Raw genomic sequence first — 24,201 nt, 5'->3', positions numbered from 1 at the left:
TCGCATATGCTCAATGCGAATACATGCTGATCTGTTTCGAGTCGCTGTCCTTGCCGGTCTTTTCGCGCCGCACGATCAGCCGGTTCAGCGCCCCGACATAAGCCTTGACCGAGGCGAGGATCGTGTCGGTATCCGATGACTGGCCGGTGACGATCCGGCCCTCCTCCTCCATCCGGACGCTGACCGTGGCCTGGGCATCCGTGCCCTCGGTCACAGCGTGGACCTGGTAAAGCTGCAGTTCCGCGTCATGCGGGAAGATCTCCCTCACCGCGTTGAAGCAGGCATCCACGGGGCCATCGCCGGTGGAATGCACGGATTTCTCCTCGCCGCCCACGATCATGGTCAGGTCCGCCGACTGGCCGTCGCTGCCGCAAACCACGCGCAGATGCTTGACCTGCAGATGGTCATCGCCGGTATTGGCGGCGGCATCCTGGACCAGCGCGACGATGTCATCGTCATAGACCTCCTTCTTGCGGTCGGCCAGGGCCTTGAACCGCACGAAGATATCCTTGAGCTGGTTATCCCCGACCTCGTAGCCCAGATCGGCCAGCTTGGCGCGCAGGGCGGCACGGCCGGAATGCTTGCCCATGGCGATATTGTTCTCGTTCAGTCCGATATCGGCGGGCTTCATGATCTCGAATGTCTCGACATTCTTCAGCACGCCGTCCTGGTGGATGCCGGATTCATGCAGGAAGGCGTTCTTGCCGACGATGGCCTTGTTGAACTGCACCGCGAAACCCGAGACCTGAGCGACCCGGCGCGACAGCCCCATGATCCTGGTGGTGTCGATTCCGGTGCTGAACGGCATGATGTCGTTGCGCACCCGCATCGCCATCACCACCTCTTCCAGCGCGGTATTGCCCGCGCGCTCGCCCAGACCGTTGATCGTGCACTCGATCTGCCGCGCACCCGCCTCGACCGCGGCCAGCGAATTCGCCGTCGCCATGCCAAGGTCGTTATGGCAATGGGTGGCGAAAATCACCTCGTCGGCACCCGGCACGCGCTCCAGCAGCATGCGGATCAGATTGGCGCTTTCGCGCGGCGCGGTATAGCCCACGGTGTCGGGGATATTGATCGTGCTCGCCCCGCATCTGATGGCGATCTCGACCACCCGGCACAGGTAATCATGCTCGGTCCTTGTCGCGTCCATCGGCGACCATTGCACGTTGTCGCACAGGTTGCGGGCATGGGTCACGGTCTGCTCGATCCGCTCGGCCATCTGGTCCATGTCCAGGTTGGGGATCGCGCGATGCAGCGGCGAGGTGCCGATGAAGGTATGGATGCGCGGCTGTTTCGCGTGCCTGACCGCCTCCCAGCAGCGGTCGATATCCGGGATCTGGGCGCGGGCGAGCCCGCAGATCACGCTGTTCTTCGCTTGCCTGGCGATCTCGCTCACGGCGGCGAAATCGCCCTCGGAGGCGATGGGGAAGCCTGCCTCGATGATATCCACATTCATCTCGTCCAGCATCTGGGCGATTTCCAGCTTTTCGGCATGGCTCATCGTGGCGCCGGGCGATTGCTCGCCGTCGCGCAGGGTGGTGTCAAAGATGTATACGCGGTTCTGGTCGGTCATCTGGTCGTCTTTCATACGCTTGAATTCAAGGGGTGCCCGGGCACTGACCTTGCTGAGCGGCGGCCCGGAAGACCCGCTCAGCGCAGCGTAAGAAGAAGCAGACCACGGAGATTCACGGCCAGAAGCGCGCCGAAAGGCGCGGTGGTGGCGGTGGCGATATGTCGCATCCGAGTCATGAGGCGGAATATGCCGCCCATGACCCGGCTTGAAAAGAGGAAAATCGCATTCGCCCCCGGCAAAGCCCGGAAACAGCGGGAAAATCCGCCTGTTTTCAGGCAACGGGCGGCGGGATGGGCATGTAACTTTACGCATTTGTCATATTTTTGCTGGCCCCACTGGCCCCGCCATGCCTATCCTCGACCCATCAACGATAATGATAAACACTATCAAGGAGGGAAACATGTCACGAAAAATCGTCGTCGGCTTTGACGGCAGCGAGGCCGCGCATCGCGCGCTGGAATTCGCGACCGGCCGGGCCAAGGCGCAGGGCGACAGTATCGTCGTCGCCCATGTGCTGGAATGGTCCCCTTACAGCTTCCTGACCCCGAACGAGTTGGAAGAGCGGCATAAACGCCGCAACGAAGAATTGAGCCGGGCCGAAACGGCGATCCTTGCGCCGGTGGTGGCCAAGGTCGAGGCGGCGGGTGTGTCCGTCACGGCGGTGCTGAAATACGGTCATATCGCCGAGACGCTTGTCCAGATCACCAAGGACGAGAACGCGGCGCTGATCATGATCGGACGGATGGGCCATTCGGGCCTGTCATCGCGCATCTTCGGTTCGGTTGCGGGCACATTGGCGCAGGTCGCGCCGGTGCCGGTCACCATCGTGCCCTGAACGCCAAGGAGTATCCATCATGACTTCTCGTGCAACGCATATGCTCGCCGCAGTAATCGGGGTCACGCTGCTTGGCGCGGCTCCGGCCCTGGCTCAGGGCATCGACGCGGTATTCGACCAGTATTTCGGCTATGCGACCGGATGGTTCGTCAATATCATCTTCTATACATTCAATATCTTCGGTTACGACTTCCCGTGGATCGTCGGCTGGCTGGTGATCGGGGCGCTCGTATTCACGATCTATTTCGGCTTTGTGCAATTCAAGATGGTTCCCCATGCCATCGCATTGGTAAAAGGCGACTATTCCGACCCGAATGATGCGGGCGAGGTCAGCCATTTCCAGGCGCTTGCCACGGCCCTGTCGGGCACGGTCGGCCTTGGCAATATCGCCGGCGTGGCGGTTGCCGTGGGCATCGGCGGACCCGGGGCGACATTCTGGATGATCCTTGCCGGTCTGCTCGGCATGGCGTCGAAATTCACCGAATGCACGCTTGGTGTGAAATACCGCAACGAATACGAAGACGGCACCGTCTCGGGCGGGCCGATGTATTACATGACCAAGGGCTTTGCCGAGCGCGGGCTGCCCGGTGGCAAGTTCCTTGGGGTCATGTTCGCGATCTTCTGTATCCTCGGTTCCTGGGGCGGCGGGAACATGTTCCAGTCGAACCAGGCCCATGCGCAGCTTTCCAATGTCATCGGGGAGTATCCGGGCTGGATCACCGGGGTGATCTTCGCCGGGATCGTCTTCCTGGTCATCATCGGCGGCCTGAAATCCATCGCCAGCGTGACCGAGAAGGTCGTGCCCTTCATGGGTGTCCTTTATGTCGGCACGGCGCTCATCATCATCCTGATGAATCTCAACATGATCGGAACCGCCTTCGGCCAGATCTTCTCTGGCGCCTTCACCGAAAGCGGGATCGCCGGCGGCGCCATCGGCGCGCTGATCCAGGGCTTCCGCCGCGCCGCCTTCTCGAACGAGGCCGGTGTCGGCTCGGCCGCCATCGCCCATTCGGCGGTGCGCACCAAGGAGCCGATCACCGAGGGTTTCGTCTCGCTGCTCGAACCCTTCATCGACACCGTGGTCGTCTGCACCATGACCGCGCTGGTCATCGTCATCACCGGGCAACTGGTCACCGATCCGGCAACCGGCCTGTTCGTGCTGGACGAAGCCGGCGAGGCGATCAAGACGCTGGACGGCAGCAGCGGTGTCGCACTGACATCGGCGGCCTTCAGCAGCAGTTTCAGCTGGTTCCGCTATGTGCTGGTCATCGCGGTGGTGCTGTTTGCCTTCTCGACGATGATCTCCTGGAGCTATTACGGCCTGAAAGCCTGGACCTACCTGTTCGGCGAAGGGCGGACCAAGGAGATGATCTACAAGCTGCTGTTCTGCTTCTTCGTCTTCCTCGGCGCGACGATCCAGCTGGGCTCGGTCCTCGACTTCTCGGATGCGGCGATCTTCGCGATGGCGGTGGTGAATATCATCGCGCTGTATTTCCTGATGCCGATCGTCAAGGCGGAACTGACAAGCTACGTGTCACGGCTGCGCTCGGGCGAGATCACGAAATTCGCCTGACCTGCCATTCATGAAACAGGAACGGGCGGGCCCATCGCGGTGCCCGCCCGTTCTGTTTGGTTCATCCTCTTCCGCCGGGGCCTATTCCACCCAACGCACCCCGGTCAGGTCATTGGCCTGGGTGGGCGCGTTCTCCCACAGACCCTCGATCTTCGCATTCGCCACTCCGGCCCGGGCAAGCTGGAACAGGAAGGCGTTGACGTAATCATCGGCGATCATCTCTTGTGCCTTGACGTAAAGCGCGCTGCGCTGTTCCGGATCGGTCGCCGCCTGCAACTCGTCCATCAGCGCGACGAATTCCGGCTTGGCATAGTGGAAATAGTAATCCGGCCGGGCATAGATATCGATGTCCAGGGGCTCGGTATGGCTGATCACGGTCAGGTCGAAATCGCCGCCCTTGAAGACGCTTTCCAGCCATTGCGCCCATTCCATGTTGGTGATCTCGGTCTCGATCCCCACCTCGCGCAGCTGCGCCGCCACGATCTCTCCCCCGCGGCGCGCATAAGGAGTCGGCGGCAGGGCGAGGCGCAACTTGACCTGATCCGCCCCCGCCTCTTCCAGCAAGGCTTTCGCGGCCTCGGGGTCATGGGCGGATTTCGCGGTCTGATCGACGTAATCGGGATGATGCGGCGCGAAATGGCTGCCGATCGGCGTGCCATAGCCGAACATCGCCCCGTCGATGATGTCCTGCCGGTTGATCGCATGGGCGATGGCCTGCCGGATCCTGACATCGTCCAGCGGAGGCTGGGCATTGTTCATCGCCAGGATCGTCTCGCCCTCGGTGGTGCCGACGATCACCTTGAAGCGCGGATCGGCCTGAAGCTGCGGCAAGGTTTCAAGCGTCGGGAAATTCGGGAAAGCATCGATATCCCCTGCCATCATCGCCGCGAAAGCCGCGGTCGGATCGCTGATGAAGCGGAATGTCGCCCGCTTCAGCGCCGGTTTCTCGCCCCAATAGCCGTCGAAGGCCGACAGCTCGACCCGGTCGCCTTGCGCCCATTCGTCGAACTTGAACGGGCCGGTGCCGACAGGTTTGGTGGCCAGGTCGGCGACGCTGGCCTCGTCGACCATCACCGCGTCACCCCAGGCCATCTTGAAGGGAAAGTTCCCGTCCGGCGCGGTCAGCGTGACCCGAACGGTCAGCGGATCCACCGCCTCGACGCTCTCGATTCCCTCGAAGAGCACTTTCTGCGCATTGGTCGAATCCTCGGCCCGCGCCCGGTCCAGCGTGAAGACCACGTCCTCGGCGGTGAACTCCGCCCCGTCATGGAATGTCACGCCGTCCCGCAGGTGAAAGACATAGACCCGGCCGTCCTCTTCCACGTCCCAGCTTGACGCCAGCGCGGGCAGGATGCTGCCATCGGGGCCGAAACGCGTCAGCCCCTCGAAGAGATTGGCATAGACCACCTCGTCGATCGCGGCGGCGGCCCCGCCGGTCGGGTCGAGATTGGGCGGCTCCAGCACCATTCCCAAGGTGATCGCGTCCTGCGCGGCGGCCCCTCCGGCCATCAGCGCCAGCGCCGCCACGGATGATTTCAGCAAATCAAGCATATGTCCCCCGATCCTTGCATTGGCGGGATCATCGGATGGATCGGGCGTGCAGGCAAGATATTTGGGGCGGTGCCGGGTCTGCGTCCCGCGGCAGCCGGGGGTTTCGCACCCCCGGACCCCCGCGGGATATTTGCGTGAAGAAGAAGAGGCGGGAGGCCCGTTCCCGGGACCTTACCTGCGCTCGGGCAGCAATTGCTGAAGCGGGCCTGCCAGCAAGAGCCAGATCGAGGTCAGGACAAGTCCCCAGATCGCCCAGCTTGCCGGGTGGAAATCGACCCATGCGGCGCGGGCCGCGAAGATCACCCAAAGGATCGCCACCGGAAGCGAGATCGCCCGCCATCTTTCGGTGCGGACCGGATGGATGAACTTGATATTGGTGAACATGGCGACGGTCAGCAGCACGACGATGACCAGGATTACCAGCCAATGCGGCTTGACCGCGAAGAGAACCAGCACCACCATGTTCCAGCAACCCGGGAATCCCGCAAAGGAATTATCGTTCGTTTTCATTCGCGTATCGGCGAAATATACGACACTTCCATAGGTGATCACGATGATCGAGAACCAGCCGGTCCAGCCCGAGAGCAATCCAGACTGAAACAGCGCGAAGGCCGGGATGAACACATAGGTCAGGTAATCGATGATCAGGTCCATCAGCACGCCGTCATAGGCGGGCCAGTTGGTCTTGACCTCGTATCGGCGGGCCAGCGGGCCATCGATGCCATCCACGGCGAAAGCGAGGACCAGCCACAGGAACATCAGCGACCATTCCCTTTCGGCCGCCGCCAGCATGGCCAGCATGGACAGGACCGCTCCGGTCGCGGTCAGAAGATGGACGGACAGGGCCTTGTGACGCAAATGCATTCGCCTTTTCTGGCAGGTCGATGAGGGCCGCGCAACTATGTAGATGGATCAGCGCAGGCGCGGCGGGGCTTTCGCCCGCTCGGCAGGTGACGGCTCGGGCGGGGAAAGTTCGAATCGCAGGGCGGCGGGCGGCGGGGCGGCATCCGAAAAGCTGATATCCACGCCCCCCGGTTGCGGCGGCAGGAAGGCAAGCGCCTCGGCCAGCGCCTTGGCGATGGCGGGCTGATGCCCGGCCTCGGCCCCGGCGATCAGCAACAGATGTGCCTTGGGGCCGTCCTCGCCCCGCACCCCCGCCAGCGCCGCGCCGGTGATCAATCCACGCATATCGGCCAGCCGCGCGGCCAGGGGTTCGGCCAGCGCCTCGATCGTGGCCGGGGAAGGAGCGGTCAGTCGCAGCCGCGCCTCGGCGGTTTCGGGGGCGGCCGACAGGACCCCGGTCAACCAGTCCAGCATCCCGGCATCCAGCAGCATCTCGGAGGGATGGCCCGGATTGACCAGCAGCCCCACGCCCTCCTGTCGCAGCAACCCGGCCAGGACCCGCCCCGGCATGGCCGCATAGGCCACCGGCGCGCCGAAGAACCCGGCCAGCCGGTCCTCGCCATCGCAGGCCAGTGCGACGGGCCCGCCATCGAGCGGAAAGATTCGCAGCTCGATCCGGTCGCCCTCGGGTTCCGCGACCAGCGCGACGGAGAGCTCGGTATCGGCCAGGCGCGAGAGCATGCGCGCCCGCTGCGCGGAATCGGCGTCGTGAAAGGCAATGGCGGCAAGATCGTCTAGCGCGGTCATGAACGGAACTCTCGGCGGATTACCGCCCTGCCCTAACCGGCGGCGCGTCGCGGTGCAATCCGAAGGCAATCGCCCAGGCTACAAAGATCGCGGCGACAGCCTCGCACAACGCGGGCAAGCGGAGCATGGGGTGCGCAGGCGAAACCCCGGCCATTTGCCGGGGAATCGCAAGGCCGATGCGACGCCCGGCATCGTTGCGCAACGATGCCGGGCATTGGCTTAATCGATGAAGTCGCCGGCCTGGAAATTGCCCAGGTTGCCAAGGATCTGCCCGATCAGCGAAATCTCGGTCACGCTGGTATCGGTGACCCGGCGCGACAGGGTAACGACCCGCCCACGCTCCAGCCCGAACCGTTCGACATTACTGACAACACCCTGGGGATCAAAGGAAATCGCGACAACCTCGCGGCTTACCTCTTGCGGCTCCGTGGGGCCGTAATGGCGCCAGCGCGAGCGACGTAATACCAGCCCGACCCGGTCAGAAGCCCCTGCGCCGAGGGACGCCCGATCAATACCGGGATCTGGTCCATGGTGGTTTCGCCCACCACGACCTGCGCCAGATCGGTATCCGGCGGCACGAAGCCGTGATTGCGATAGACTGGAGAACAGGCTGCAAGCCCGAGAATGGTCACCAGGACCAGGATCAGCACCTGCCGAATTGCGGCCATGAAAATGTTATCCCTCTGCTCGGACTGTTGACGCGGCCCGACCGGCTTAGCAAACTCGCACCCGGCGCTCAAGAATATCCATCGGCGGTCGGGGGTTGCGCTACCCTGTCATGCGGCAGAAAAGCCGAAACTCCGCCGACAGACCGCCAGAGGCCCGATGATGACCGCCCCAGACTCCCATCCGCAACGCCTGCGCGTGGCGCATCTGAATCCGCGCGCACCCACTCCGTTTGCCCTGCGCCCGGACGCGCAAACCCGTGCCGCCATTGCCGGGGAACTGGGGCTGCAGGGCCTGCCCAAGCTGGAATTGCAGGGCGATTTGCGCGCCGAGGGCGGTGACGCCTGGATCCTGCGGGGGCGGCTCACCGCCCGGGTCGTGCAATCCTGCGTGATCACGCTGAAACCGGTAAAGACCAATCTCACCGAAGAGGTGCAGCGCCATTATTCCCCGCATATCCGCCCGCCCGAGGGCGAAGAGATCGAAATGCCCGACGAGAGCCTTGAACCCCTGGGCCAGTTCATCGACCTGACTGCGGTCATGATCGAGGAACTGGCACTGGCCCTGCCCGACTATCCGCGTGCCGAAGGTGCAGAAATGCCGGAAATCGCCGAAGATGTGGCCGAATCCGATACCCGCCGCCCCTTCGCCGATCTGGACAAGCTGCTGAAGGATGACGGGAATCAGAAGTGATCGCGCCGTCTCACCGGCCGCGCATCGTGAACTTGTAACAGAATCACCTTGTGCGACCCGGTGTTTCGGGCCACGATCCATGGTCCGAGTGGTGAACAGGGCACATTTCCGGCCATGGCACCGCCGCAAGGGCTTGCGGGCGCGACCGTCATGGCGTATCTGCGCGGTTCATTTGCGAATTCAAAACACATGGTGCATATGCCGCAAGGCTACCGCACCCAGCTAACCGAGGTTGTGACATGGCTGTCCCTCAGAACCGCGTTACCCGTTCCAAGCGCAACATGCGTCGTGCGCATGATGCCCTGGTCGCCGGGAACCCGAATGAATGCCCGAATTGCGGCGAGTTGAAGCGCCCGCATCACGTGTGCCCGTCTTGCGGTCACTACGCCGACCGCGAAGTTGTCGCGCAGGCGAACGAAATCGATCTCGACGACGACGCGGCCTGATCGGGGCCGGCATCGCCACCTGATGACCACCGATCCGACCAGTCCGGTGCCGCGCGCCCCTGAAAACGGGGGCAGCGTGGTGATTTCGGTTGACGCGATGGGAGGCGACCGCGGTCCCTCGGTCGTTGTCGCCGGGATGGCGGAGAGTGCCGCGAAAAACCCCGAGATCCGGTTTGTCGTGCATGGCGACGAAGCCCAGCTTCGCCGCCTTATCGCACGCCGTAAGGAATTGTCCGGACGTTGTGACATTCGCCACATGACGGGCGTGGTCACGATGGAGGACAAGCCGAGCCAGATCGTCCGCAAGGGCAATGGCACCTCGATGTGGTCGGCCATCGAATCGGTCAAGACCGGAGAAGCCGGGGCCGCGGTTTCCTGCGGCAATACCGGCGCGCTCATGGCCCTGTCGATGCTGCGGCTGCGCAAGTTGCCGGGCGTGAACCGTCCCGCCATCGCCTGCCTGTGGCCCTCGAAGAACCCCGGCGGCTTCAATATCATGCTGGATGTGGGTGCGGATATCCGGGCCGATGCGCCGGATCTGCTGCAATATGCGCTGATGGGCGCGTCCTATGCGCGCAACGGCATGGATATCGCCGAGCCGCGGATAGGGTTGCTGAACGTGGGCACCGAAGAGCACAAGGGCCGGGCCGAGCTGAAACAGGCCAATGAGCTGATATCAGCAGCCGCCGAGGCCGGGAACTTTCGCTATGTCGGCTTCGTCGAGGGCGGCGACCTGCCCTCTTCGCGCGTCGATGTGATCGTGACCGACGGGTTCACCGGCAATATCGCCTTGAAGACCGGCGAAGGCACTGCCAAGCTGGTCGGTGAATTCCTGAGACAAGCCTTCGCCAATTCGATCATGTCAAAATTCGCGGCGCTGCTGGCCATGACCTCGCTCAAGCGCCTGCAGAAACGGATCGATCCGCGCCGCGTCAATGGCGGGATATTCCTGGGCCTCAACGGCACGGTCATCAAGTCGCATGGCTCGGCCGATGCGACGGGTGTATCGGCAGCGATCAAGCTTGCCTTTCAATTGACGAAATCCGGCTTTCAGGACCGCTTGGCCGCCCGCGTTGCACAAAGCGCCGCCACGCTGCCCTCTGGCACAGAATCAGAAGGAGCCGCATCGTGACCCGACGTGCAATCATTACCGGAACGGGGCATTACCTGCCCGAACGCGTGGTCGAAAACAGCTGGTTCGAGGACAAGCTGGACACCTCGGACGAGTGGATCAGGGCCCGCACCGGGATCGAGCGGCGGCATTTCGCGGCCGAAGGCCAGACGACCAGCGATCTGGGGATACAAGCCGCCCGCGCCGCGCTGGAAAAGGCCGGACTGCAGCCGGATGATATCGACGGCATCGTCCTGGCGACCTCGACGCCGGATTTCACCTTTCCCGCTGCCGCGACCATGGTGCAATCCGGACTGGGGATGACCCGCGGCTTCGCCTTTGACATCCAGGCCGTCTGCGCCGGTTTCGTCTTTGCGCTGGCCAATGCCGACGCGATGATCCGATCTGGCCAGGCCGAGCGAATCCTCGTGATCGGGGCCGAGACATTCTCGCGCATCATGGACTGGACCGACCGGAGCACCTGCGTGCTCTTCGGCGACGGCGCCGGCGCAGTGGTGCTGGAAGCGCGGGAGGGCAAGGGCGACAATAGCGATCGCGGGATCCTGGCCTGCGATCTGAACAGCGATGGCAAGTATCGCGAATTGCTTTATGTCGATGGCGGCGTTTCAACCACCGGCACGGCGGGGCAGTTGCGCATGCAGGGCAACCTGGTCTTCCGCCACTCCGTCGAGAAGCTGGCCAAGACCGCGCATGCGGCGCTGGACAAGGCCGGGCTCACCCCCGACGAGGTCGATTGGCTGGTGCCGCACCAGGCGAATCTGCGTATCATCTCGGCCACGGCGCAAAAGATGGGCCTGCCGATGGAGAAAGTCGTCCTCACCGTCGCCGATCACGGCAATACCTCGGCAGCCTCGATCCCGCTGGCGCTGTCGGTGGCGGATGGCGAGGGCCGCTTCAAGCCGGGCGATGTCCTGGTGACCGAGGCCATCGGTGGCGGATTGAGCTGGGGTTCGGCGGTTCTGCGCTGGTAATCCCCAGGGGGCTCTGCCCCCGCCCCTGACGGGGCTCCCCCGGGATATTTGCATGAAGAAGAATCTGCAGGCCGTTATTTCAGCAGGGAATCCTTGCTGGCGCGGCGATTGATCCCTGCTGCGGGGCGGCGGGACTTGTCGCGGCCGGATTGGCAGGTGACGCAAAGTTGCACGCCCGGAATGGCCTCGCGCCGGGCTTGCGGGATCGGCTCGTCGCATTCGGCGCAGAATTCGGCGGAAGGGGCCGCGCCCTCGGGACGGGCGGCGCGCGCTTTCGCGCGGGCAATGGCCTCGGCGGTGCTGATCTCGATCTGTTCGTTCACCGCGTCGTCGCGGGCCCATCCTCCGGCCATGATCCTCTCCTTTCGGCCCCTCGAAGATAGGCAGGCTTGCCAGATGTTTCAATTGCATGACCCTGCCCTGCTTTCGGTTGACACCCCGCGCGGCATTGGCGAAGACTGAAGCCCGAATTCAGGCGCCGAGGGCGCCGCCGACCTTTTGGGAGGGTCCATATCTTGCCGATCATTCGGATGATCGACGGCATCAACGAGGTCGTCGGCCGGATCATATCCGTCGTCGCGATCTTGTTTGCGGCCATCATAATCTACGACGTCTTCATGCGGAATTTCTATGGCGAGCCGACCCGGTGGGCCTTTGATCTGACCAAGCAGCTTTATGGCTTCTATTTCATCATGCTCGGGGGTTACGCCCTGCGTCACCAGGCGCATGTGCGGGTCGATCTGCTCACCTCCCGGCTCGGGCGCAATGCGCGCCGATGGGTCGAGGCGGCGGGCTACGTGATCTTCTTCTTTCCCTTTGCCTGGGTCTTTGCCCGCCGCAGCTGGGATTTCGCCATGACCTCATATGGGCAGCGCGAGGTGACCTATGGGGCGGTGCAACTGCCGGTCTATCCGTTGAAGATCGCGATGTTCGTGGCCGCCGTCCTGCTGCTGATCCAGGGGATCAGCGAATTCCTGAAACTGGTGCTGAACAAGACCGACCACCTGGAACCCATGGAGCCGCTGGATGTCAGGTGAATCGATTGCGCTGATCATGTCGGGCCTGCTCTTGCTTGGCCTGTTCATGGGACACCCGCTGGCGCTCGTGCTGGGCGGAACCGCCGTGCTTGGCGCGGTGATCGCAGGCAAACCGATGGTGCTTGGCATCGTCATCAACCGGATCTTCGGCGATGTGCTGGACAATTACGTCCTGATTGCCATCCCGCTCTTCGTGCTGATGGCGCGCTTCCTGTCCGACAGCGGTGTGACCGACAAGATGTTCGAGGCGCTGCGCCACCTGATGGCGCGGGTGACCGGCGGGCTGGGGCTCGCGTGGTATTCATCTCGATCCTGCTGGCGGCAACGACCGGCATCATCGGTGCCTCGATCACAGTGATGGGGATGATGGCGCTGCGCCCGATGCTGCAATATGGCTATGACCGCAAGCTGGCGACGGGGCTGATCGCGGCCTCGGGCTGTCTGGGGATCCTGATCCCGCCCTCGATCATGCTGATCCTGATGTCCTCCTATGCGCCGGGCCTGTCGGTGGGGCAGCTTTTCGCAGGTGCCATGGTCCCCGGCATGGTGCTCGGCCTGCTCTACGCGATCTATGTCGCCATCATCGCCCGGATCAGGCCGGACTGGGCCCCTGCCATCGCCGAGGCGGAACAGATCAGCCGTGGCGCCATGTGGCGGATGCTCATCGTCGAGGCGGTGCCTCCACTGCTGCTGATCCTCGGGATCCTGGGCTCGCTCCTGGCCGGCATCGCCACCGCAACCGAGGCCAGCGCCATCGGCACGCTCTGCGCGCTGGCAATCGTCATCCTGCGCGGGCGCTTCGAATGGAAGACCTTCTATTCGGCGCTGCTGGAGACCGGACGGACCTCGGCCATGATCCTGTTCATCGTCATCGGCGCGACGGCATTCACCGGGGTGTTCAACATCACCGGCGGATTGCGCGCCAGCCAGGACGTGATTCGCGGGCTGGCGAGCGATCCCTACATGCTGGTCGCAGTGATGCTGGTCGCGGTCTTCATCCTTGGCATGTTCCTCGACTGGACGGGGATCGTCCTGCTGTCCTTCCCGATCTTCCTGCCGCTGGTCAGCGAGATGGGCATCGATCCGCTCTGGTTCGTGGTGCTGATGGCGGTGGTGCTGCAAACCAGCTTCCTGTCGCCGCCATTCGGATATGCGCTGTTCTACATGCGGGCCATCGCTCCGCCCGAGGTGACGACGGGCGATATCATCAAGGGCGTGCTTCCCTTTATCGGGCTGATCATCCTGATCTGCGCCATGATCATCATATTCCCGGGAATGGTAACCTGGTTGCCGACCAGCCTGTATGGCGGCTGATTCCCGAGACAACCAACCAGGATCAACAAGGAGGTAACGATGTTGAAGCGATTGACGACAACCGCCGCGCTCGCGCTGGCCACTGCTGCGCCGGCCATGGCCGAGAACTGGACGATGACCACGACCTGGCCGTCCAGCCTGGAACTGATCGAGATCGACAAGCACTGGGTCGAACTGGTGGATCAGCTTGTCGATGACGACAAGCTGACGATCGAGTTCTACGATGGCGGCAGCCTGGTGCCCGCGGGCGAGGTGTTCGGCGCGGTCGAATCGGGCACGGTCCAGGCCGGAGGCGACTGGCCGGGCTATTGGGCCGGGCGCGACAGCGCGTTTTCCCCGCTGTCCACGACCGCCAGCCTGTTCAACGCCGTGGATTACGTGAACTGGATCCAGGAATGGGGCGGCGCCGATCTCTATAACGAGGTCTATGGCAAATTCGGCATGGTCTACCTGCCCTATGGCGTGACCAATAACGAATCGGGTTTCCGCACCGTCGACAAGCCGGTGAAGACCATCGAGGATCTGAACGGGCTGCGCCTCCGCCTCTCGGGGCTGGAACAGGGCAAGCTGCTTGAAAAGCTGGGCGGCAACCAGGTCAGCATGGCCGGCGGCGAGATCTACCAGTCGCTGGAACGCGGCGTGATCGATGGCGCCGAATTCTCGACCCCGAATGTCGATTTCTCGGGCGGCTTCCAGCAGGTAACGAAATACTGGTCGACGCCGGGCTGGCACCAGTCCTCATCCGTCTTCGGGGTGATGATCAACAAGGGCGCATGGGACGCGCTTGACGAGGACACCCAGAACAAGCTCAAGATCGCGGCGGAAGCAACCTGCTGTGGAGCCTCTCCTTCACCGAGAAACGCGCGACCGAGGCCTTTGCCCAGTTCAAGGAAGCCGGGACCGAGATCAACCGGCTGGATGATGCCGCGCTTGAGCAGATCCAGAAGATGGCGAATGAAACCATCGAAGAGGTCGCCTGCGAGAACCCGCTCTCGGCCAAGGTCTATGCCAGCCAGATCTCCTATCTGCAGGATTACGCGACCTGGCGCGACGCATCGGCGCCGTTCAATCTCGGCCGCACGCCACAAGGCCCCGATCTGGCCAAACTCGAGGAATGTGCGCAGTAATTCGCGCAAATCACAGCGACAAGTCACGGGCGGGGAACGATTTCTCCGCCCATTGCATTGACAGGTCAGACAAAGCAAACCATCCTGATGCGATAAAAGAGGGAAGATCATGGGTGACAAAACGCTGACTCGGATGGATCTGGCCGAAGCGGTTTTCAGGGATGTCGGACTATCCCGGCATGAATCTGCTCAGTTGGTCGAATCGGTGCTTGACCATATCTCCGATGCGCTCGTGCGCGGTGAGCAGGTGAAGATTTCATCCTTCGGCACATTCAGCATCCGCGACAAGAATGAGCGGATCGGCCGGAATCCGAAGACGGGCGAGGAAGTCCCGATTACCCCGCGCAGGGTTCTCTCCTTCCGGCCTTCGCATCTGATGAAGGATCGCGTATCCGCCGGCAACAAGCGCTGAGGATGGCTGCTGACAGATGAAGAAGCGGGCCGATGCATTTCGATCCATTGGCGAGGTCGCCAAGATGATCGGGGTTGCCCCGCATGTGCTGCGCTATTGGGAAACGCAATTCTCCCAGCTCAAGCCGATGAAACGCCCGGATGGCAGGCGCTATTACCGGCCCGAGGATGTGCAACTCGCCGCCGGACTGTGCGAGATATTGCGAGAGGAAGGGCTGACGATCCGCGGCGCCAAGAAAATTCTGGCCCGCGACCGCGGCGAAAGCGTCCGCGCCCGCGGAACAGCGCGTTTGGGCGGCGACGCCCTGCAAATCCCGGCCACGCCGGAAATCACCGCCTCTCCGGCCGGTGACATGCCAGACCCCGCCCCCTCCAAACCGGACCGGCTTGCCAGAGAGGAGCCACGAAAAATGGCCAATCGGCGTTCCGGGGCACGCCCGCGCAAGCAGAAACCCGATGGCGAGGCCCCGGCCCTGCCGCTCTTTCCGGATCTCGTGGCCGCTTCCGACGATCGGGACGGCATCTGGTTGACCCGCCTGGTCAGCACGGCTACCCGGCTGCGTCGCGCGGACCGCCTGACCGTTGCGGCATATCGGCAATGCAAGCGGCTTCGCGATGCCATCATGCGGCATTACTGACAGCTTTCGCATCCTTCATGGCGAATTGGTGAAAATTTCCCCGTCGCAGCCCTTGTGCAGCCCTCTTTCTTCGCTCTATATGGCCGGCGTCGGGCCGTGGCGCAGCCTGGTTAGCGCGTCCGTCTGGGGGGCGGAAGGCCGCGAGTTCGAATCTCGCCGGCCCGACCATTCCGAAACCGCCCACCCCTTCACCGGGGTGGGCGTTTCCATATCCACCGCAGATTTTCGGGGAGAGTCATGAACGGTGTTCTGCCTGACAGCGAAATCCGCCGCCTGATCGAATCAGGCGTGATCGCAGCCGAGCCCCGGATCATCCCGGAACAGATCCAGCCCGCCAGCCTCGACCTGCGCCTTGGCGACACGGCCTATCGCCTGCGCGCCAGCTTCCTGGCCGGCAAGGGCAATCGCATCGCAGATCGGCTGGCCGATCTGCAAATGCACCAGATGGATCTGAGCAGCGGCGCGGTGCTTGAACGCGGCTGCGTCTACCTGGTTCCGCTGATGGAAAGGCTGCGCCTTCCCGCGGGCCTGACGGCGGTGGCGAATGCGAAATCCTCGACCGGGAGGCTGGACCTGCTGACCCGGCTGGTCAGCGATGACGGCACCGAGTTCGACCGCCTGCCCGAAGGCTATGACGGCCCGCTCTATGCCGAGATCTGCCCGCGCTCCTTCTCGGTCCTTGTCCGTCCCGGCATGCGCCTGAACCAGCTTCGGCTGCGGCGCGGCCAGGCGGTGCTGAGCGACACGGAACTGCGCGAGTTGAACGCGCGCGAGCCGCTGACGGGCGACAAGGCGCTGATCGATCAGGGGCTTGGCTTCTCGGTCGATCTGCGGCCCGGTCAGGGCGATCTGGTCGGCTACCGCGCCCGCCCGCATAGCGGCGTGATCGATCTGGACCGGATCGGCGAATATCCCTCGGCCGAGTTCTGGGACGAATTGCGCAGCTCGGAAGGCCGGCTGATCCTCGATCCCGGCGCCTTCTATATCCTGGTCAGCCGCGAATCGGTGGCGATCCCCGCCGATTACGCCGCCGAGATGGCGCCTTACCTGGCCATGGTGGGCGAGTTCCGTGTTCATTACGCGGGTTTCTTCGATCCCGGATTCGGCATCGGCAGCACCGGCGCGGGCGCCCGTGGCGTGCTCGAAGTCCGTTGCCACGAAGCCCCCTTCGTGCTCGAACATGGACAGGTTGTGGGCCGGCTGGTCTATGAACGCATGGCCGCACGCCCCGAACGGCTTTACGGGGCGGGAATCAAGTCGAACTACCAGGGCCAGGGCCTGAAACTGGCCAAGCAATTCCGCTGAAGCTTCGGGCGATACGCTCAACCGAGCCATATTTCTTCTTCATGCAAATATCCCGGGGAGTCGCCGGAACGGCGGCGGGGCAGAGCCCCGGCCTTCGCGGGACGCAAACGATCTATAGCGGCCCCGTCTGCCACAACCGGATCTTCAGCCCGCCATGCGCCACGATCGGCCCCGGCGCTTGCCAGGCCAGCCCGGTTGCCTTGGCAAGGCCCGCATCGCTGGTCACGATCCCGATGCGCCAGCCCCTGAACCTGTCGCGGAACATCTCTCCCATCGCCGCATGCAGGCCATAAAGCGGCCCCTTGTTGCCGATGCGCGCGCCATAGGGCGGATTGACGACGACGATCCCCGGCGGACAATCGGGGCGCTCCAGATCGCCGATCTGGCATTGTTCGAACCGGATGCAACCCGCCACCCCTGCCCGCTCGGCATTGGCGATGCTCATCCGCACCGCGCCCGCATCCCGGTCACTGCCGAAGAATCGCGGCGCGGGAAGCTGCGGCTTCACCGCCTTCCGCATCCCGTCCCATTCCGCCCGCTCAAAACTCGCGAGTTGCTCGAAGGCGAAACGGCGCGAGCGTCCCGGCGCCATGCCTGCCGCCATCTCCGCCGCCTCGATCACGAAGGTTCCCGAGCCGCACATCGGGTCCAGCACCGGCTGGCTGCCGTCATAGCCCATCTCGCGCAGGAACATCGCGGCCATGGTCTCGCGCATGGGGGCCTTGGCGACGGCTTCCTTGTGGCCGCGCTTGTGCAGCGATTCGCCGGTCGTATCGAGGCTGATCGTGACCAGGTCGTCCTCGATCCTCACCTTGACCACCATCGCCGCGTCCGACGTGATCTCGGCCCCCAGCTCTTCGCGCAGGGCCCGCTCGATCCGCTGACGCGCCGCGCCCGCATGGTAAATCCGCGAGGCGCGGCAGGTCGCCTCGACCCGGACCGGCAGATCGGGGCGCAACACCTGCGCCCATGGGAATTTGCGTGCCCGCTTGTCCAGTTGCGCCAGGTGCAGCGCCCGGAAACTGCCGATACGCGCCAGGATCCGGGTCGCGCCGCGCAGCATCAGGTTCGCCCGCCAGACATCCCGCCAGGTGCCACGGATGGTCAGGCCACCGGGCTGCGTCTCGGGCTCCCAGCCCAATGCACGCAGTTCCGCCGCCAGCGGCGCTTCCAGCCCCGGCGTGGCGACCACGAATATATCGAAAGGATCATCGCTCATCGCGCAGGCCTAACCCAAGCCGCGCGCATTGGCGAGATGTTCAGCGCCCTATCCGGCGAAGCATCCGCATAGCCTGCCTGGTTCGCTTCTTGTTCATGCCCGCTCCCTTGCCCCGGCCCCGCGTCCCGGAAGGCTTCCTGCCGGATTTCGACACTGCGCCGATCCCCTTGTTGACACCCCAGTTCATCAGGCGGCGCGTCACCAATCTCAGGAACATGTTGATAAGCTGGTTCGCGTTCATTTCAGCCTCCTGCACCGGCCGGGCGCAATTGCGGCCCGAGAACCGGAATTCGCTTCTGCTGGCAATATGTCACTCATCCTCGAACAGATCCTCTGCCGGATCGCCGTCCCCGATGTCGTCATCCTCGTCCCGCTCGACAAGGGGGACACCCATCACATCTGCAGGTGGGCGCGATTCCAGCAGGCCCGCCGCCCGCAATTCCGACAGTCCCGGCAGGTCGCGGGCGGTTTCCAGCCCGAAATGATCCAGGAACGCCTCGGTCACGACAAAGGTTGCGGGCCGGCCCGGCGTCATCCGGCGGCGGCCTATGCGTACCCATTCCATCTCGATCAACTGGTCCAGCGTGCCACGGCTGACCGCCACGCCCCGGATCTCCTCGATCTCGGCGCGGGTGACGGGCTGGTGATAGGCGATGATTGCGAGCGTCTCGATGGCGGCGCGCGACATCTTGCGCTGCTCGACCGTCTCGGCCTGCATCAGGAAGCTGAGATCAGCGGCAGTGCGGAAGGCATAGCCGTCACCGATCCGCTCCAGCATCACGCCCCGCCCCTCGTAGCGGCGGCGCAACGTGGCTATGGCCTCGGCCGGATCGCAGCCCATGGGCAATCGATCACCCAATTCGCGGATGCTGACGGGGGACACGGCGGCGAACAGCACCGCCTCGACCATCCTCTCCTGCTGCTCCATCGGCGGCGGCGGGAAATCGGGCGAATTGGCGGCCTCTGCGGGCGGCGGCGCATTGGGGTCTTCGTCGGTCAATTCGGTCACGTCGGCCTGCGTCGGATGGTGATCGGGGCGAAAGCGTCCTTTTGCCGTATCTCCAGCTTGCCCTCTCTTGCAAGCTCCAGCGAGGCGGCGAAGGTGGCGGCGGTGGCAGAGCGGCGGCGCGCGCCGTGCCCTTCCCAGCCATCGGGCAGGAAGTCCGACAGTTCCGTCCATTCACCGGCAAAGCCGATCATGCGGCGGATGCGTTCCAGCGCCTGCTCCATGGTGAAGACGTCCTGCCGGTCGAAGGCATAGGGGCGGAACTCGTCGCGGGTCTTGAGCCGCGCATAGGCGCGCATCAAGTCGATCAGTCCGGCCTGCCACTCGGTCCGCCGCTTGCGCGTCACCATTTCAGGGGCGCCGCGCTGAAAGCGGCTGATGCCAAGCCGGTCGCGCCCCATCAGCCGGGCCGCCGATTGCCGCATGGCATCCAGCCGTTCAAGCTGAAAGGCCAGATGCGCGGCCATGTCTTCGGCGCTCGGACCTTCGGCCTCGGGATCGGGGGGCAGCAGCAGGCGCGATTTCAGGAAGGCCAGCCATGCCGCCATGACCAGGTAATCGGCAGCCAGCTCGATCCGCAGGGCGCGGGCCTGTTCGACGAAGACCAGGTATTGCTCGGCCAGGTGCAGGACCGAGATCTTCATCAAATCGACCTTCTGCGTCCGCGCCAGCGTCAGCAGCAGGTCCAGCGGCCCCTCGTAGCCATCGACATCGACGATCAGCGCCTCTTCGGCGCGGCGCTCGGCGACGGCAGCCGCATCGAAGGCATCCGCAGGCGATTCTGCGGGCGGCCCGTCGGGAACGGGCTTCAGATAGGGCACGGTCGTTACAGGCTTGGCCATCTCAGCCCCCGCTTGCGGTCAGGCTGACAGAGTCCGCCCTTGACGGCACGGAGTCAAGCCACGCCGCTATCGGGCAGCATGGCGCGATACTCGGCCATCAGCGCGTCCAGATCGGCAGGCTCGGGCGGATGACGCATGGCCAGCGCGGCATCGGCACGGCGCTGCGCGTCAGCGGACATGCTCCCGGCGGCGGCCACCACCGGCTCCATCATGCCGATATCGCCATTGCAATGCAGCACCAGGTCGCAACCCGCCGCGATCGAGGCGGCGGCGCGTTCAGGCTCGGTTCCTGACAGGGCGTTCATGCCGATGTCATCGGTCACCAGCAGCCCGTCGAAGCCGATCCGCTCGCGGATGATCGTAACCATCCGGGCCGAGGCGGTTGCCGGTGCGTCATCCAGCGCGGCAAAGCGGATATGCCCGGTCATTCCCATCGGCAGATCCTTCAGCGCCCGGAACGGCGCGAAATCCAGCGCGTCCAGATCCTCTTCGCTGGCGGTTACGGTGGGCAGGTCGTGATGACTGTCGGCCACGGCGCGGCCATGGCCCGGCATATGTTTCACGATCGGCAGCACACCCGCCGCCAGCAAGCCATCGGCCGCTGCCCGCCCCAGTTCGGCGACCCGGGCAGGATCGGAGCCGAAACAGCGGTTGCGCAGGAATGGATGGGTGTCGGCCTGCGCCACGTCCAGCGCAGGCGCACAATCGGAATCGATCCCGGCATCGCGCAGTTCCGCCCCGATCAGCCGGTAGCGCAGCCACATCGCCCGCGCGCCTGCCTCGGCCTGATCCAGCGGCGCGGGCCATTCGCGCCAATGCGGGGCACGCAGGCGTTGCACCCGCCCGCCCTCCTGGTCGACGGTCACGACGGCGTCGCGCCCCACGGCCTCGCGCAGATCGCCGGTCAGGCGGCGAAGCTGGTCTGGATTCTCGACATTGCGGGCGAAGAGGATGAAACCCCATGGATCGGCCGAGCGGAAGAAATCGCGCTCGGCCGGGGCAAGGCGGGTCCCGGCGATACCGCCGAGGATCGTTGCGCTGCGGCTCACTGGGTCGCCAGGGCGATACAATCGGTACCGCCGGCCTTCATCGCGGCGCAGAAGCTCTGGGCATCCGAGCCGCTGTCAAAGCCCGCGACCCGCAGCCGCCAGAAGGTGCGGCCATTCGACTGGTGCTGCTGGATCACCTGCCCCTTGCCCGAGAAGAGCGAGCCGAACTTGCCCGAAAGGCGGTTCCATTCGCTTTTCGCGATGGCGTCGCTGTCGAAGGCGCCGATCTGGACCACGGGGCCGCCCGAGGCGACTTTCACCGGCTCGGACTCCCGAGCTGCCGGAGCGGCTTCAGCCGGACGCGCGGCGGGGGCATCGGCAACAGCGGTTGACGCAGCCTGCCCGGTCGCGGTGCTTTCACTCGCTGCCGGGCTCGGAGCCGGGGCGGAAACGGTGCGCGGGCGCCGCGCGGGACGGGACGAGCTGGCCAGGGTGCCGGAATCCGCGACAGCCTGCGCCTCTGCCAGCGCCGCGGTGATCGCCGCAGCCTGCGCAGGCACACCATTCTCGTCCGTCACCACCTCGTTGACCGGGCCTTCACTGGCCGGGGCATCGACGATCTCGGCGCTCGCGACCGCATTTTCAGCAGCGGCGTGCTCGGCCGCGGCTGCGGCCTCTGCTTCGGCCTGCGCCTGCCGTTCACTATCGGAAAGCGGCGCCACCGGCTCGCCATCGAAACTGAGCGGAACGTCGGATTGCTGCGAGGGCTCGCGGGCGGCCAAGCCGAATTCGCCCATCGCGACATCGTCATCGGTCAGACCGGCCACCGCCGGCGCAATCGCCACCTGGTCGATCGGAGCCGATTCGGTGCCTTCGGCGACATCGTTCACCGCATAGCCGGTATAGCTGGTCAGTTCCCCGCCCGGATCCTCGGGCGTGGTGCGGGCCGCGCCCTGAAGCGCATGGATGACCGGCACGCCCGAGACATCGCGCGACACCAGTTGCCAGCCCCAGACCATCAGCCCGATCATCAGGGCGACCGAGGCCAGAGCGCCCAGGTAATGGGTCAGTCTTGCGAGACGTGTGGTGAGACTTTCGGCGCCCTCGGGATCGGCCGCAAACCGAACATCGTCCGGATGGGCCGATTCATCGTCCCAACCGCCTTGATCATACGAGAATTCGCGCCGCACCTTGTGCCGCGAGAAAACATATCCGCCTTCGCGGAAATCCATCACTGCCATAGCCTGCCTGCCTGCCGGTTGTCCCGGCTTAACCGTTAACTGCTCGTTTCACACCGTCAGGGGCGCCTTATGAATCAGCGCATTTCCTCTGCCGGAGTGACACCCAAGATACCCAACCCGGATGAAATGACAACGCCAACGGCCCGGACAAGCGCGATTTTTGCCTGCGACGTGTCGAAATCGCCATCCTGCACGAAGCGCAGGCTGGTATCTTCATTGCCGCGATTCCACAGCGAATGCAGGTCAGAGGCGAGCTCATACAGGAAAAATGCGACGCGATGCGGCTCATGCGCACGGGCGGCATGCTCGACAATGCGTGGCCATTCGGCAACTTTTTTGGCCAAGTCAAGCTCGGCGGAATGCGAAATCCGCGAAAGATCGGCGGCCAGCAGCGCCTCGTCAGAGACATCGATCCCGGCCTCGCGTGCCCGGCGCAGCACCGAATGGACCCGGGCGCTGGCATATTGCACATACCAGACGGGGTTGTCCTTGGACTGCTCCAGCACACGCGCGAAATCGAAATCGAGGGCCGCGTCGTTCTTGCGCGTCAGCATGATGAAGCGGGTCACGTCGGCGCCGGCCTCTTCCACCACGTCGCGCAGGGTGACGAAGGTTCCGGCGCGCTTGGACATCTTGAACGGCTCGCCGTTCTTGAACAGCTTGACCAGCTGGATCAGCTTGATGTCCAGCGGCACGCGCCCGTTCGACAGCGCCTTCACCGCCGCGTTCATCCGCTTGACATAGCCGCCGTGATCGGCACCGAACACATCGATCAACTGGTCGAAACCGCGGCTGATCTTGTCCCAGTGATAGGCGATATCGGGGGCAAAATAGGTCCAGGCGCCGTCCGATTTCTGGATCGGCCGGTCCACGTCGTCGCCATGCGCGGTCGAGCGGAACAACGTCTGTTCGCGCGCTTCCCAATCCTCGGGCAGCTTGCCCTTGGGCGGCTCCAGCACACCGCGATAGATCAGCCCGGCACTTTTCAGCCGCTCGATCGCCGCCTCGATCCTGCCGGTGCCGTAAAGCGCCTTCTCGCTGGAATAGACATCCATGCGCACGCCGAGCACCGCCAGGTCCGCGCGGATCATCTCCATCATCGCCTCGGTGGCAAAGTCGCGGATCTCGGCCAGCCATTCGGATTCCGGCTTGTCGAGCAGGCTGTCGCCATATTTCGCCTTGAGCGCCTCTCCGACCGGGATCAGGTAATCGCCGGGATAGAGCCCTTCGCTGATCTCGGGTTCCAGCCCGTTGGCCTCGCGGTAACGTTCATAGGCGGAACGCGCCAGCACATCGACCTGCGCGCCGCCGTCATTGACGTAATATTCGCGGGTCACGTCATGGCCCGAGAAATCCAGCAGATTGGCGAGCGCATCACCGAATACCGCACCCCGGACATGGCCGACATGCATCGGGCCGGTCGGATTGGCGCTGACGAATTCGACATTGACCTTTGCCCCCTCGCCGATCTGCGAGCGCCCGAAATCCTGGGCCTCGCGGATCGCGGTCCGCAGCATTCCATGCCAGACATCCGGGGCAAGGCGGAGGTTCAGGAATCCCGGCCCCGCCACCTCGGCGCTGGAAATGCGCGGATCGGTCAGCCTTGCGGCCAGCCTGTCGGCGATGTCGCGCGGCTTCATCCCGGCGGGCTTGGCCAGCACCATCGCGGCATTGGTCGCCATGTCGCCATGCGCCGGATCGCGCGGAGGCTCGACCGCCACATTCGCGTAATCCAGGCCGGCGGGCAGTTCCCCCGCCTGTGCCATCTGCTCCAGCGCCGCGACGACCACGCCGCGAAGATCGGTGAAAAGGTTCATTTTCGGCTTCCTGACTGATCAACGCGGGTTAACGCCTGTGACCGGGGGAGGTCAACCATGCAGCACCGGACCGCGTTCCGCGACGGCAGGAGGATTTCGCATCCCGTCGCCGGACGGTCTCTCGAACCAGCGCCCCCCCAACCGGCGACCCCTGCGGGATATTTG

At 64.2% G+C, this 24,201-nt stretch carries 24 protein-coding genes, 1 tRNA gene and 1 pseudogene; 13 read left to right on the top strand and 13 right to left on the bottom strand.

What is annotated here, in order from left to right; genetic code table 11:
- Nucleotides 1–10: 10 nt before the first annotated feature.
- Entirely contained in the window at nucleotides 11–1,573 is a 1,563-nt protein-coding gene (locus A7A09_RS03800; RefSeq protein WP_106690432.1) for a 2-isopropylmalate synthase, read from the bottom strand.
- 400 nt (nucleotides 1,574–1,973) lie between these two features.
- On the opposite strand from A7A09_RS03800, the gene A7A09_RS03795 reads away from it, so the two are divergent.
- A complete protein-coding gene (locus A7A09_RS03795; RefSeq protein ID WP_106690155.1) occupies nucleotides 1,974–2,408 on the top strand; it encodes a universal stress protein in 435 nt (144 codons plus the stop codon).
- Between the two features lie 19 nt (nucleotides 2,409–2,427).
- Nucleotides 2,428–3,981, top strand: a complete 1,554-nt coding sequence (locus A7A09_RS03790) for an alanine/glycine:cation symporter family protein (protein WP_106690154.1) — start codon at nucleotides 2,428–2,430, stop codon at nucleotides 3,979–3,981.
- Between the two features lie 81 nt (nucleotides 3,982–4,062).
- Here the strand turns inward: A7A09_RS03790 and A7A09_RS03785 are convergent, their stop codons facing one another.
- The 4 genes from A7A09_RS03785 to A7A09_RS21985 all read right to left on the bottom strand — a co-directional run bounded on the left by A7A09_RS03785 (nucleotide 4,063) and on the right by A7A09_RS21985 (nucleotide 7,850).
- Nucleotides 4,063–5,532 (bottom strand): ABC transporter substrate-binding protein, encoded by a 1,470-nt coding sequence (locus A7A09_RS03785; protein ID WP_106690153.1) that lies wholly within the window; start codon nucleotides 5,530–5,532, stop codon nucleotides 4,063–4,065.
- A gap of 171 nt (nucleotides 5,533–5,703) precedes the next feature.
- Nucleotides 5,704–6,396 (bottom strand): CDP-alcohol phosphatidyltransferase family protein, encoded by a 693-nt coding sequence (locus A7A09_RS03780; RefSeq protein WP_106690152.1) that lies wholly within the window; start codon nucleotides 6,394–6,396, stop codon nucleotides 5,704–5,706.
- Between the two features lie 48 nt (nucleotides 6,397–6,444).
- Nucleotides 6,445–7,182: an SseB family protein gene (locus tag A7A09_RS03775; RefSeq protein WP_106690151.1), complete on the bottom strand. Its 738-nt coding sequence runs from the start codon at nucleotides 7,180–7,182 to the stop codon at nucleotides 6,445–6,447.
- 410 nt (nucleotides 7,183–7,592) lie between these two features.
- Complete coding sequence (locus A7A09_RS21985; RefSeq protein ID WP_366465390.1) at nucleotides 7,593–7,850, bottom strand: outer membrane protein assembly factor BamE; 258 nt, start codon at nucleotides 7,848–7,850, stop codon at nucleotides 7,593–7,595.
- 160 nt (nucleotides 7,851–8,010) lie between these two features.
- Between A7A09_RS21985 and A7A09_RS03765 the strand changes: the two genes are divergently transcribed.
- The 4 genes from A7A09_RS03765 to A7A09_RS03750 all read left to right on the top strand — a co-directional run bounded on the left by A7A09_RS03765 (nucleotide 8,011) and on the right by A7A09_RS03750 (nucleotide 11,090).
- Nucleotides 8,011–8,541, top strand: coding sequence for a YceD family protein (locus A7A09_RS03765; RefSeq protein WP_106690431.1), 531 nt, complete (start codon nucleotides 8,011–8,013; stop codon nucleotides 8,539–8,541).
- A gap of 239 nt (nucleotides 8,542–8,780) precedes the next feature.
- Nucleotides 8,781–8,987 (top strand): 50S ribosomal protein L32, encoded by a 207-nt coding sequence (gene rpmF / locus A7A09_RS03760; RefSeq protein WP_106690150.1) that lies wholly within the window; start codon nucleotides 8,781–8,783, stop codon nucleotides 8,985–8,987.
- A gap of 22 nt (nucleotides 8,988–9,009) precedes the next feature.
- Nucleotides 9,010–10,119: a phosphate acyltransferase PlsX gene (gene plsX / locus A7A09_RS03755; RefSeq protein ID WP_106690149.1), complete on the top strand. Its 1,110-nt coding sequence runs from the start codon at nucleotides 9,010–9,012 to the stop codon at nucleotides 10,117–10,119.
- Nucleotides 10,116–11,090 carry a beta-ketoacyl-ACP synthase III gene (locus tag A7A09_RS03750; protein ID WP_106690148.1) on the top strand — a complete coding sequence of 325 codons (975 nt, stop codon included), beginning with the start codon at nucleotides 10,116–10,118 and terminating at the stop codon, nucleotides 11,088–11,090. The genes plsX and A7A09_RS03750 overlap by 4 nt, the downstream gene beginning before the upstream one ends.
- Nucleotides 11,091–11,164: 74 nt before the next feature.
- Here A7A09_RS03750 and A7A09_RS03745 read toward each other — a convergent pair whose 3' ends face one another.
- Nucleotides 11,165–11,443: a DksA/TraR family C4-type zinc finger protein gene (locus A7A09_RS03745; protein ID WP_106690147.1), complete on the bottom strand. Its 279-nt coding sequence runs from the start codon at nucleotides 11,441–11,443 to the stop codon at nucleotides 11,165–11,167.
- Between the two features lie 162 nt (nucleotides 11,444–11,605).
- Here A7A09_RS03745 and A7A09_RS03740 point away from each other — a divergent pair, with 162 nt between their 5' ends.
- From A7A09_RS03740 to A7A09_RS03710, 7 genes and pseudogenes are all read left to right on the top strand, one after another.
- Complete coding sequence (locus A7A09_RS03740) at nucleotides 11,606–12,127, top strand: TRAP transporter small permease subunit (RefSeq protein WP_245999123.1); 522 nt, start codon at nucleotides 11,606–11,608, stop codon at nucleotides 12,125–12,127.
- Nucleotides 12,117–13,441, top strand: a pseudogene (locus A7A09_RS03735) (TRAP transporter large permease). Before A7A09_RS03740 ends, A7A09_RS03735 begins: the two are co-directional and overlap by 11 nt.
- A 39-nt stretch (nucleotides 13,442–13,480) precedes the next feature.
- Nucleotides 13,481–14,629 (top strand): type 2 periplasmic-binding domain-containing protein, encoded by a 1,149-nt coding sequence (locus A7A09_RS03730; protein WP_366465386.1) that lies wholly within the window; start codon nucleotides 13,481–13,483, stop codon nucleotides 14,627–14,629.
- A gap of 48 nt (nucleotides 14,630–14,677) precedes the next feature.
- Complete coding sequence (gene ihfA / locus A7A09_RS03725; protein ID WP_106690145.1) at nucleotides 14,678–14,980, top strand: integration host factor subunit alpha; 303 nt, start codon at nucleotides 14,678–14,680, stop codon at nucleotides 14,978–14,980.
- A 16-nt stretch (nucleotides 14,981–14,996) separates the two neighbouring features.
- On the top strand, nucleotides 14,997–15,617 hold the full coding sequence (locus A7A09_RS03720) for a MerR family transcriptional regulator (RefSeq protein WP_106690144.1): 621 nt from the start codon (nucleotides 14,997–14,999) through the stop codon (nucleotides 15,615–15,617).
- 90 nt (nucleotides 15,618–15,707) lie between these two features.
- Nucleotides 15,708–15,785 (top strand) — tRNA-Pro (locus tag A7A09_RS03715).
- A gap of 69 nt (nucleotides 15,786–15,854) precedes the next feature.
- Nucleotides 15,855–16,922: a 2'-deoxycytidine 5'-triphosphate deaminase gene (locus A7A09_RS03710; protein ID WP_106690143.1), complete on the top strand. Its 1,068-nt coding sequence runs from the start codon at nucleotides 15,855–15,857 to the stop codon at nucleotides 16,920–16,922.
- Between the two features lie 112 nt (nucleotides 16,923–17,034).
- On the opposite strand, the gene A7A09_RS03705 is transcribed toward A7A09_RS03710, so the two are convergent.
- The 7 genes from A7A09_RS03705 to argS all read right to left on the bottom strand — a co-directional run bounded on the left by A7A09_RS03705 (nucleotide 17,035) and on the right by argS (nucleotide 24,036).
- The gene (locus tag A7A09_RS03705; RefSeq protein ID WP_106690142.1) at nucleotides 17,035–18,141 is read right to left on the bottom strand and encodes a THUMP domain-containing class I SAM-dependent RNA methyltransferase; all 1,107 of its coding nucleotides are present in this window, start codon (nucleotides 18,139–18,141) and stop codon (nucleotides 17,035–17,037) included.
- Between the two features lie 40 nt (nucleotides 18,142–18,181).
- Nucleotides 18,182–18,382, bottom strand: a complete 201-nt coding sequence (locus A7A09_RS03700; RefSeq protein ID WP_106690430.1) for a hypothetical protein — start codon at nucleotides 18,380–18,382, stop codon at nucleotides 18,182–18,184.
- A 69-nt stretch (nucleotides 18,383–18,451) separates the two neighbouring features.
- Nucleotides 18,452–19,069 (bottom strand): SMC-Scp complex subunit ScpB, encoded by a 618-nt coding sequence (scpB, locus tag A7A09_RS03695; RefSeq protein WP_106690429.1) that lies wholly within the window; start codon nucleotides 19,067–19,069, stop codon nucleotides 18,452–18,454.
- Nucleotides 19,070–19,146: 77 nt separating this feature from the next.
- Nucleotides 19,147–19,989: a segregation and condensation protein A gene (locus tag A7A09_RS03690; protein ID WP_106690141.1), complete on the bottom strand. Its 843-nt coding sequence runs from the start codon at nucleotides 19,987–19,989 to the stop codon at nucleotides 19,147–19,149.
- 53 nt (nucleotides 19,990–20,042) lie between these two features.
- On the bottom strand, nucleotides 20,043–21,038 hold the full coding sequence (locus tag A7A09_RS03685; protein ID WP_106690140.1) for a glycoside hydrolase family 3 N-terminal domain-containing protein: 996 nt from the start codon (nucleotides 21,036–21,038) through the stop codon (nucleotides 20,043–20,045).
- On the bottom strand, nucleotides 21,035–22,219 hold the full coding sequence (locus A7A09_RS03680) for an SPOR domain-containing protein (RefSeq protein ID WP_106690139.1): 1,185 nt from the start codon (nucleotides 22,217–22,219) through the stop codon (nucleotides 21,035–21,037). The genes A7A09_RS03685 and A7A09_RS03680 overlap by 4 nt, the downstream gene beginning before the upstream one ends.
- A gap of 74 nt (nucleotides 22,220–22,293) precedes the next feature.
- Nucleotides 22,294–24,036, bottom strand: a complete 1,743-nt coding sequence (gene argS, locus A7A09_RS03675; protein ID WP_106690138.1) for an arginine--tRNA ligase — start codon at nucleotides 24,034–24,036, stop codon at nucleotides 22,294–22,296.
- Between the last annotated feature and the right edge of the window lie 165 nt (nucleotides 24,037–24,201).

Source organism: Paracoccus methylarcula (assembly GCF_003007735.2).
In the GTDB taxonomy this organism is placed as follows: domain Bacteria; phylum Pseudomonadota; class Alphaproteobacteria; order Rhodobacterales; family Rhodobacteraceae; genus Paracoccus; species Paracoccus methylarcula.
The sequence above is the reverse complement of the archived record's forward strand: the minus strand, read 5'-3'. Positions and strand labels throughout refer to the sequence as shown.

What these genes read in the sequence shown, in the direction of transcription:
- plsX (WP_106690149.1), top strand. Translation starts at nt 9,010, where the DNA reads ATGACCACCGATCCGACCAGTCCGGTGCCGCGCGCCCCTGAAAACGGG.
- A7A09_RS03680 (WP_106690139.1), bottom strand. Translation starts at nt 22,219, where the DNA reads ATGGCAGTGATGGATTTCCGCGAAGGCGGATATGTTTTCTCGCGGCAC.
- scpB (WP_106690429.1), bottom strand. Translation starts at nt 19,069, where the DNA reads ATGGAGCAGCAGGAGAGGATGGTCGAGGCGGTGCTGTTCGCCGCCGTG.
- A7A09_RS03720 (WP_106690144.1), top strand. Translation starts at nt 14,997, where the DNA reads ATGAAGAAGCGGGCCGATGCATTTCGATCCATTGGCGAGGTCGCCAAG.
- A7A09_RS03710 (WP_106690143.1), top strand. Translation starts at nt 15,855, where the DNA reads ATGAACGGTGTTCTGCCTGACAGCGAAATCCGCCGCCTGATCGAATCA.
- A7A09_RS03780 (WP_106690152.1), bottom strand. Translation starts at nt 6,396, where the DNA reads ATGCATTTGCGTCACAAGGCCCTGTCCGTCCATCTTCTGACCGCGACC.
- A7A09_RS03800 (WP_106690432.1), bottom strand. Translation starts at nt 1,573, where the DNA reads ATGACCGACCAGAACCGCGTATACATCTTTGACACCACCCTGCGCGAC.
- A7A09_RS03745 (WP_106690147.1), bottom strand. Translation starts at nt 11,443, where the DNA reads ATGGCCGGAGGATGGGCCCGCGACGACGCGGTGAACGAACAGATCGAG.
- A7A09_RS03775 (WP_106690151.1), bottom strand. Translation starts at nt 7,182, where the DNA reads ATGACCGCGCTAGACGATCTTGCCGCCATTGCCTTTCACGACGCCGAT.
- ihfA (WP_106690145.1), top strand. Translation starts at nt 14,678, where the DNA reads ATGGGTGACAAAACGCTGACTCGGATGGATCTGGCCGAAGCGGTTTTC.
- A7A09_RS03790 (WP_106690154.1), top strand. Translation starts at nt 2,428, where the DNA reads ATGACTTCTCGTGCAACGCATATGCTCGCCGCAGTAATCGGGGTCACG.
- A7A09_RS03785 (WP_106690153.1), bottom strand. Translation starts at nt 5,532, where the DNA reads ATGCTTGATTTGCTGAAATCATCCGTGGCGGCGCTGGCGCTGATGGCC.
- A7A09_RS03690 (WP_106690141.1), bottom strand. Translation starts at nt 19,989, where the DNA reads ATGGCCAAGCCTGTAACGACCGTGCCCTATCTGAAGCCCGTTCCCGAC.
- A7A09_RS03795 (WP_106690155.1), top strand. Translation starts at nt 1,974, where the DNA reads ATGTCACGAAAAATCGTCGTCGGCTTTGACGGCAGCGAGGCCGCGCAT.
- argS (WP_106690138.1), bottom strand. Translation starts at nt 24,036, where the DNA reads ATGAACCTTTTCACCGATCTTCGCGGCGTGGTCGTCGCGGCGCTGGAG.
- A7A09_RS03765 (WP_106690431.1), top strand. Translation starts at nt 8,011, where the DNA reads ATGACCGCCCCAGACTCCCATCCGCAACGCCTGCGCGTGGCGCATCTG.
- A7A09_RS03730 (WP_366465386.1), top strand. Translation starts at nt 13,481, where the DNA reads ATGTTGAAGCGATTGACGACAACCGCCGCGCTCGCGCTGGCCACTGCT.
- A7A09_RS03705 (WP_106690142.1), bottom strand. Translation starts at nt 18,141, where the DNA reads ATGAGCGATGATCCTTTCGATATATTCGTGGTCGCCACGCCGGGGCTG.
- A7A09_RS21985 (WP_366465390.1), bottom strand. Translation starts at nt 7,850, where the DNA reads ATGGCCGCAATTCGGCAGGTGCTGATCCTGGTCCTGGTGACCATTCTC.
- A7A09_RS03700 (WP_106690430.1), bottom strand. Translation starts at nt 18,382, where the DNA reads ATGAACGCGAACCAGCTTATCAACATGTTCCTGAGATTGGTGACGCGC.
- rpmF (WP_106690150.1), top strand. Translation starts at nt 8,781, where the DNA reads ATGGCTGTCCCTCAGAACCGCGTTACCCGTTCCAAGCGCAACATGCGT.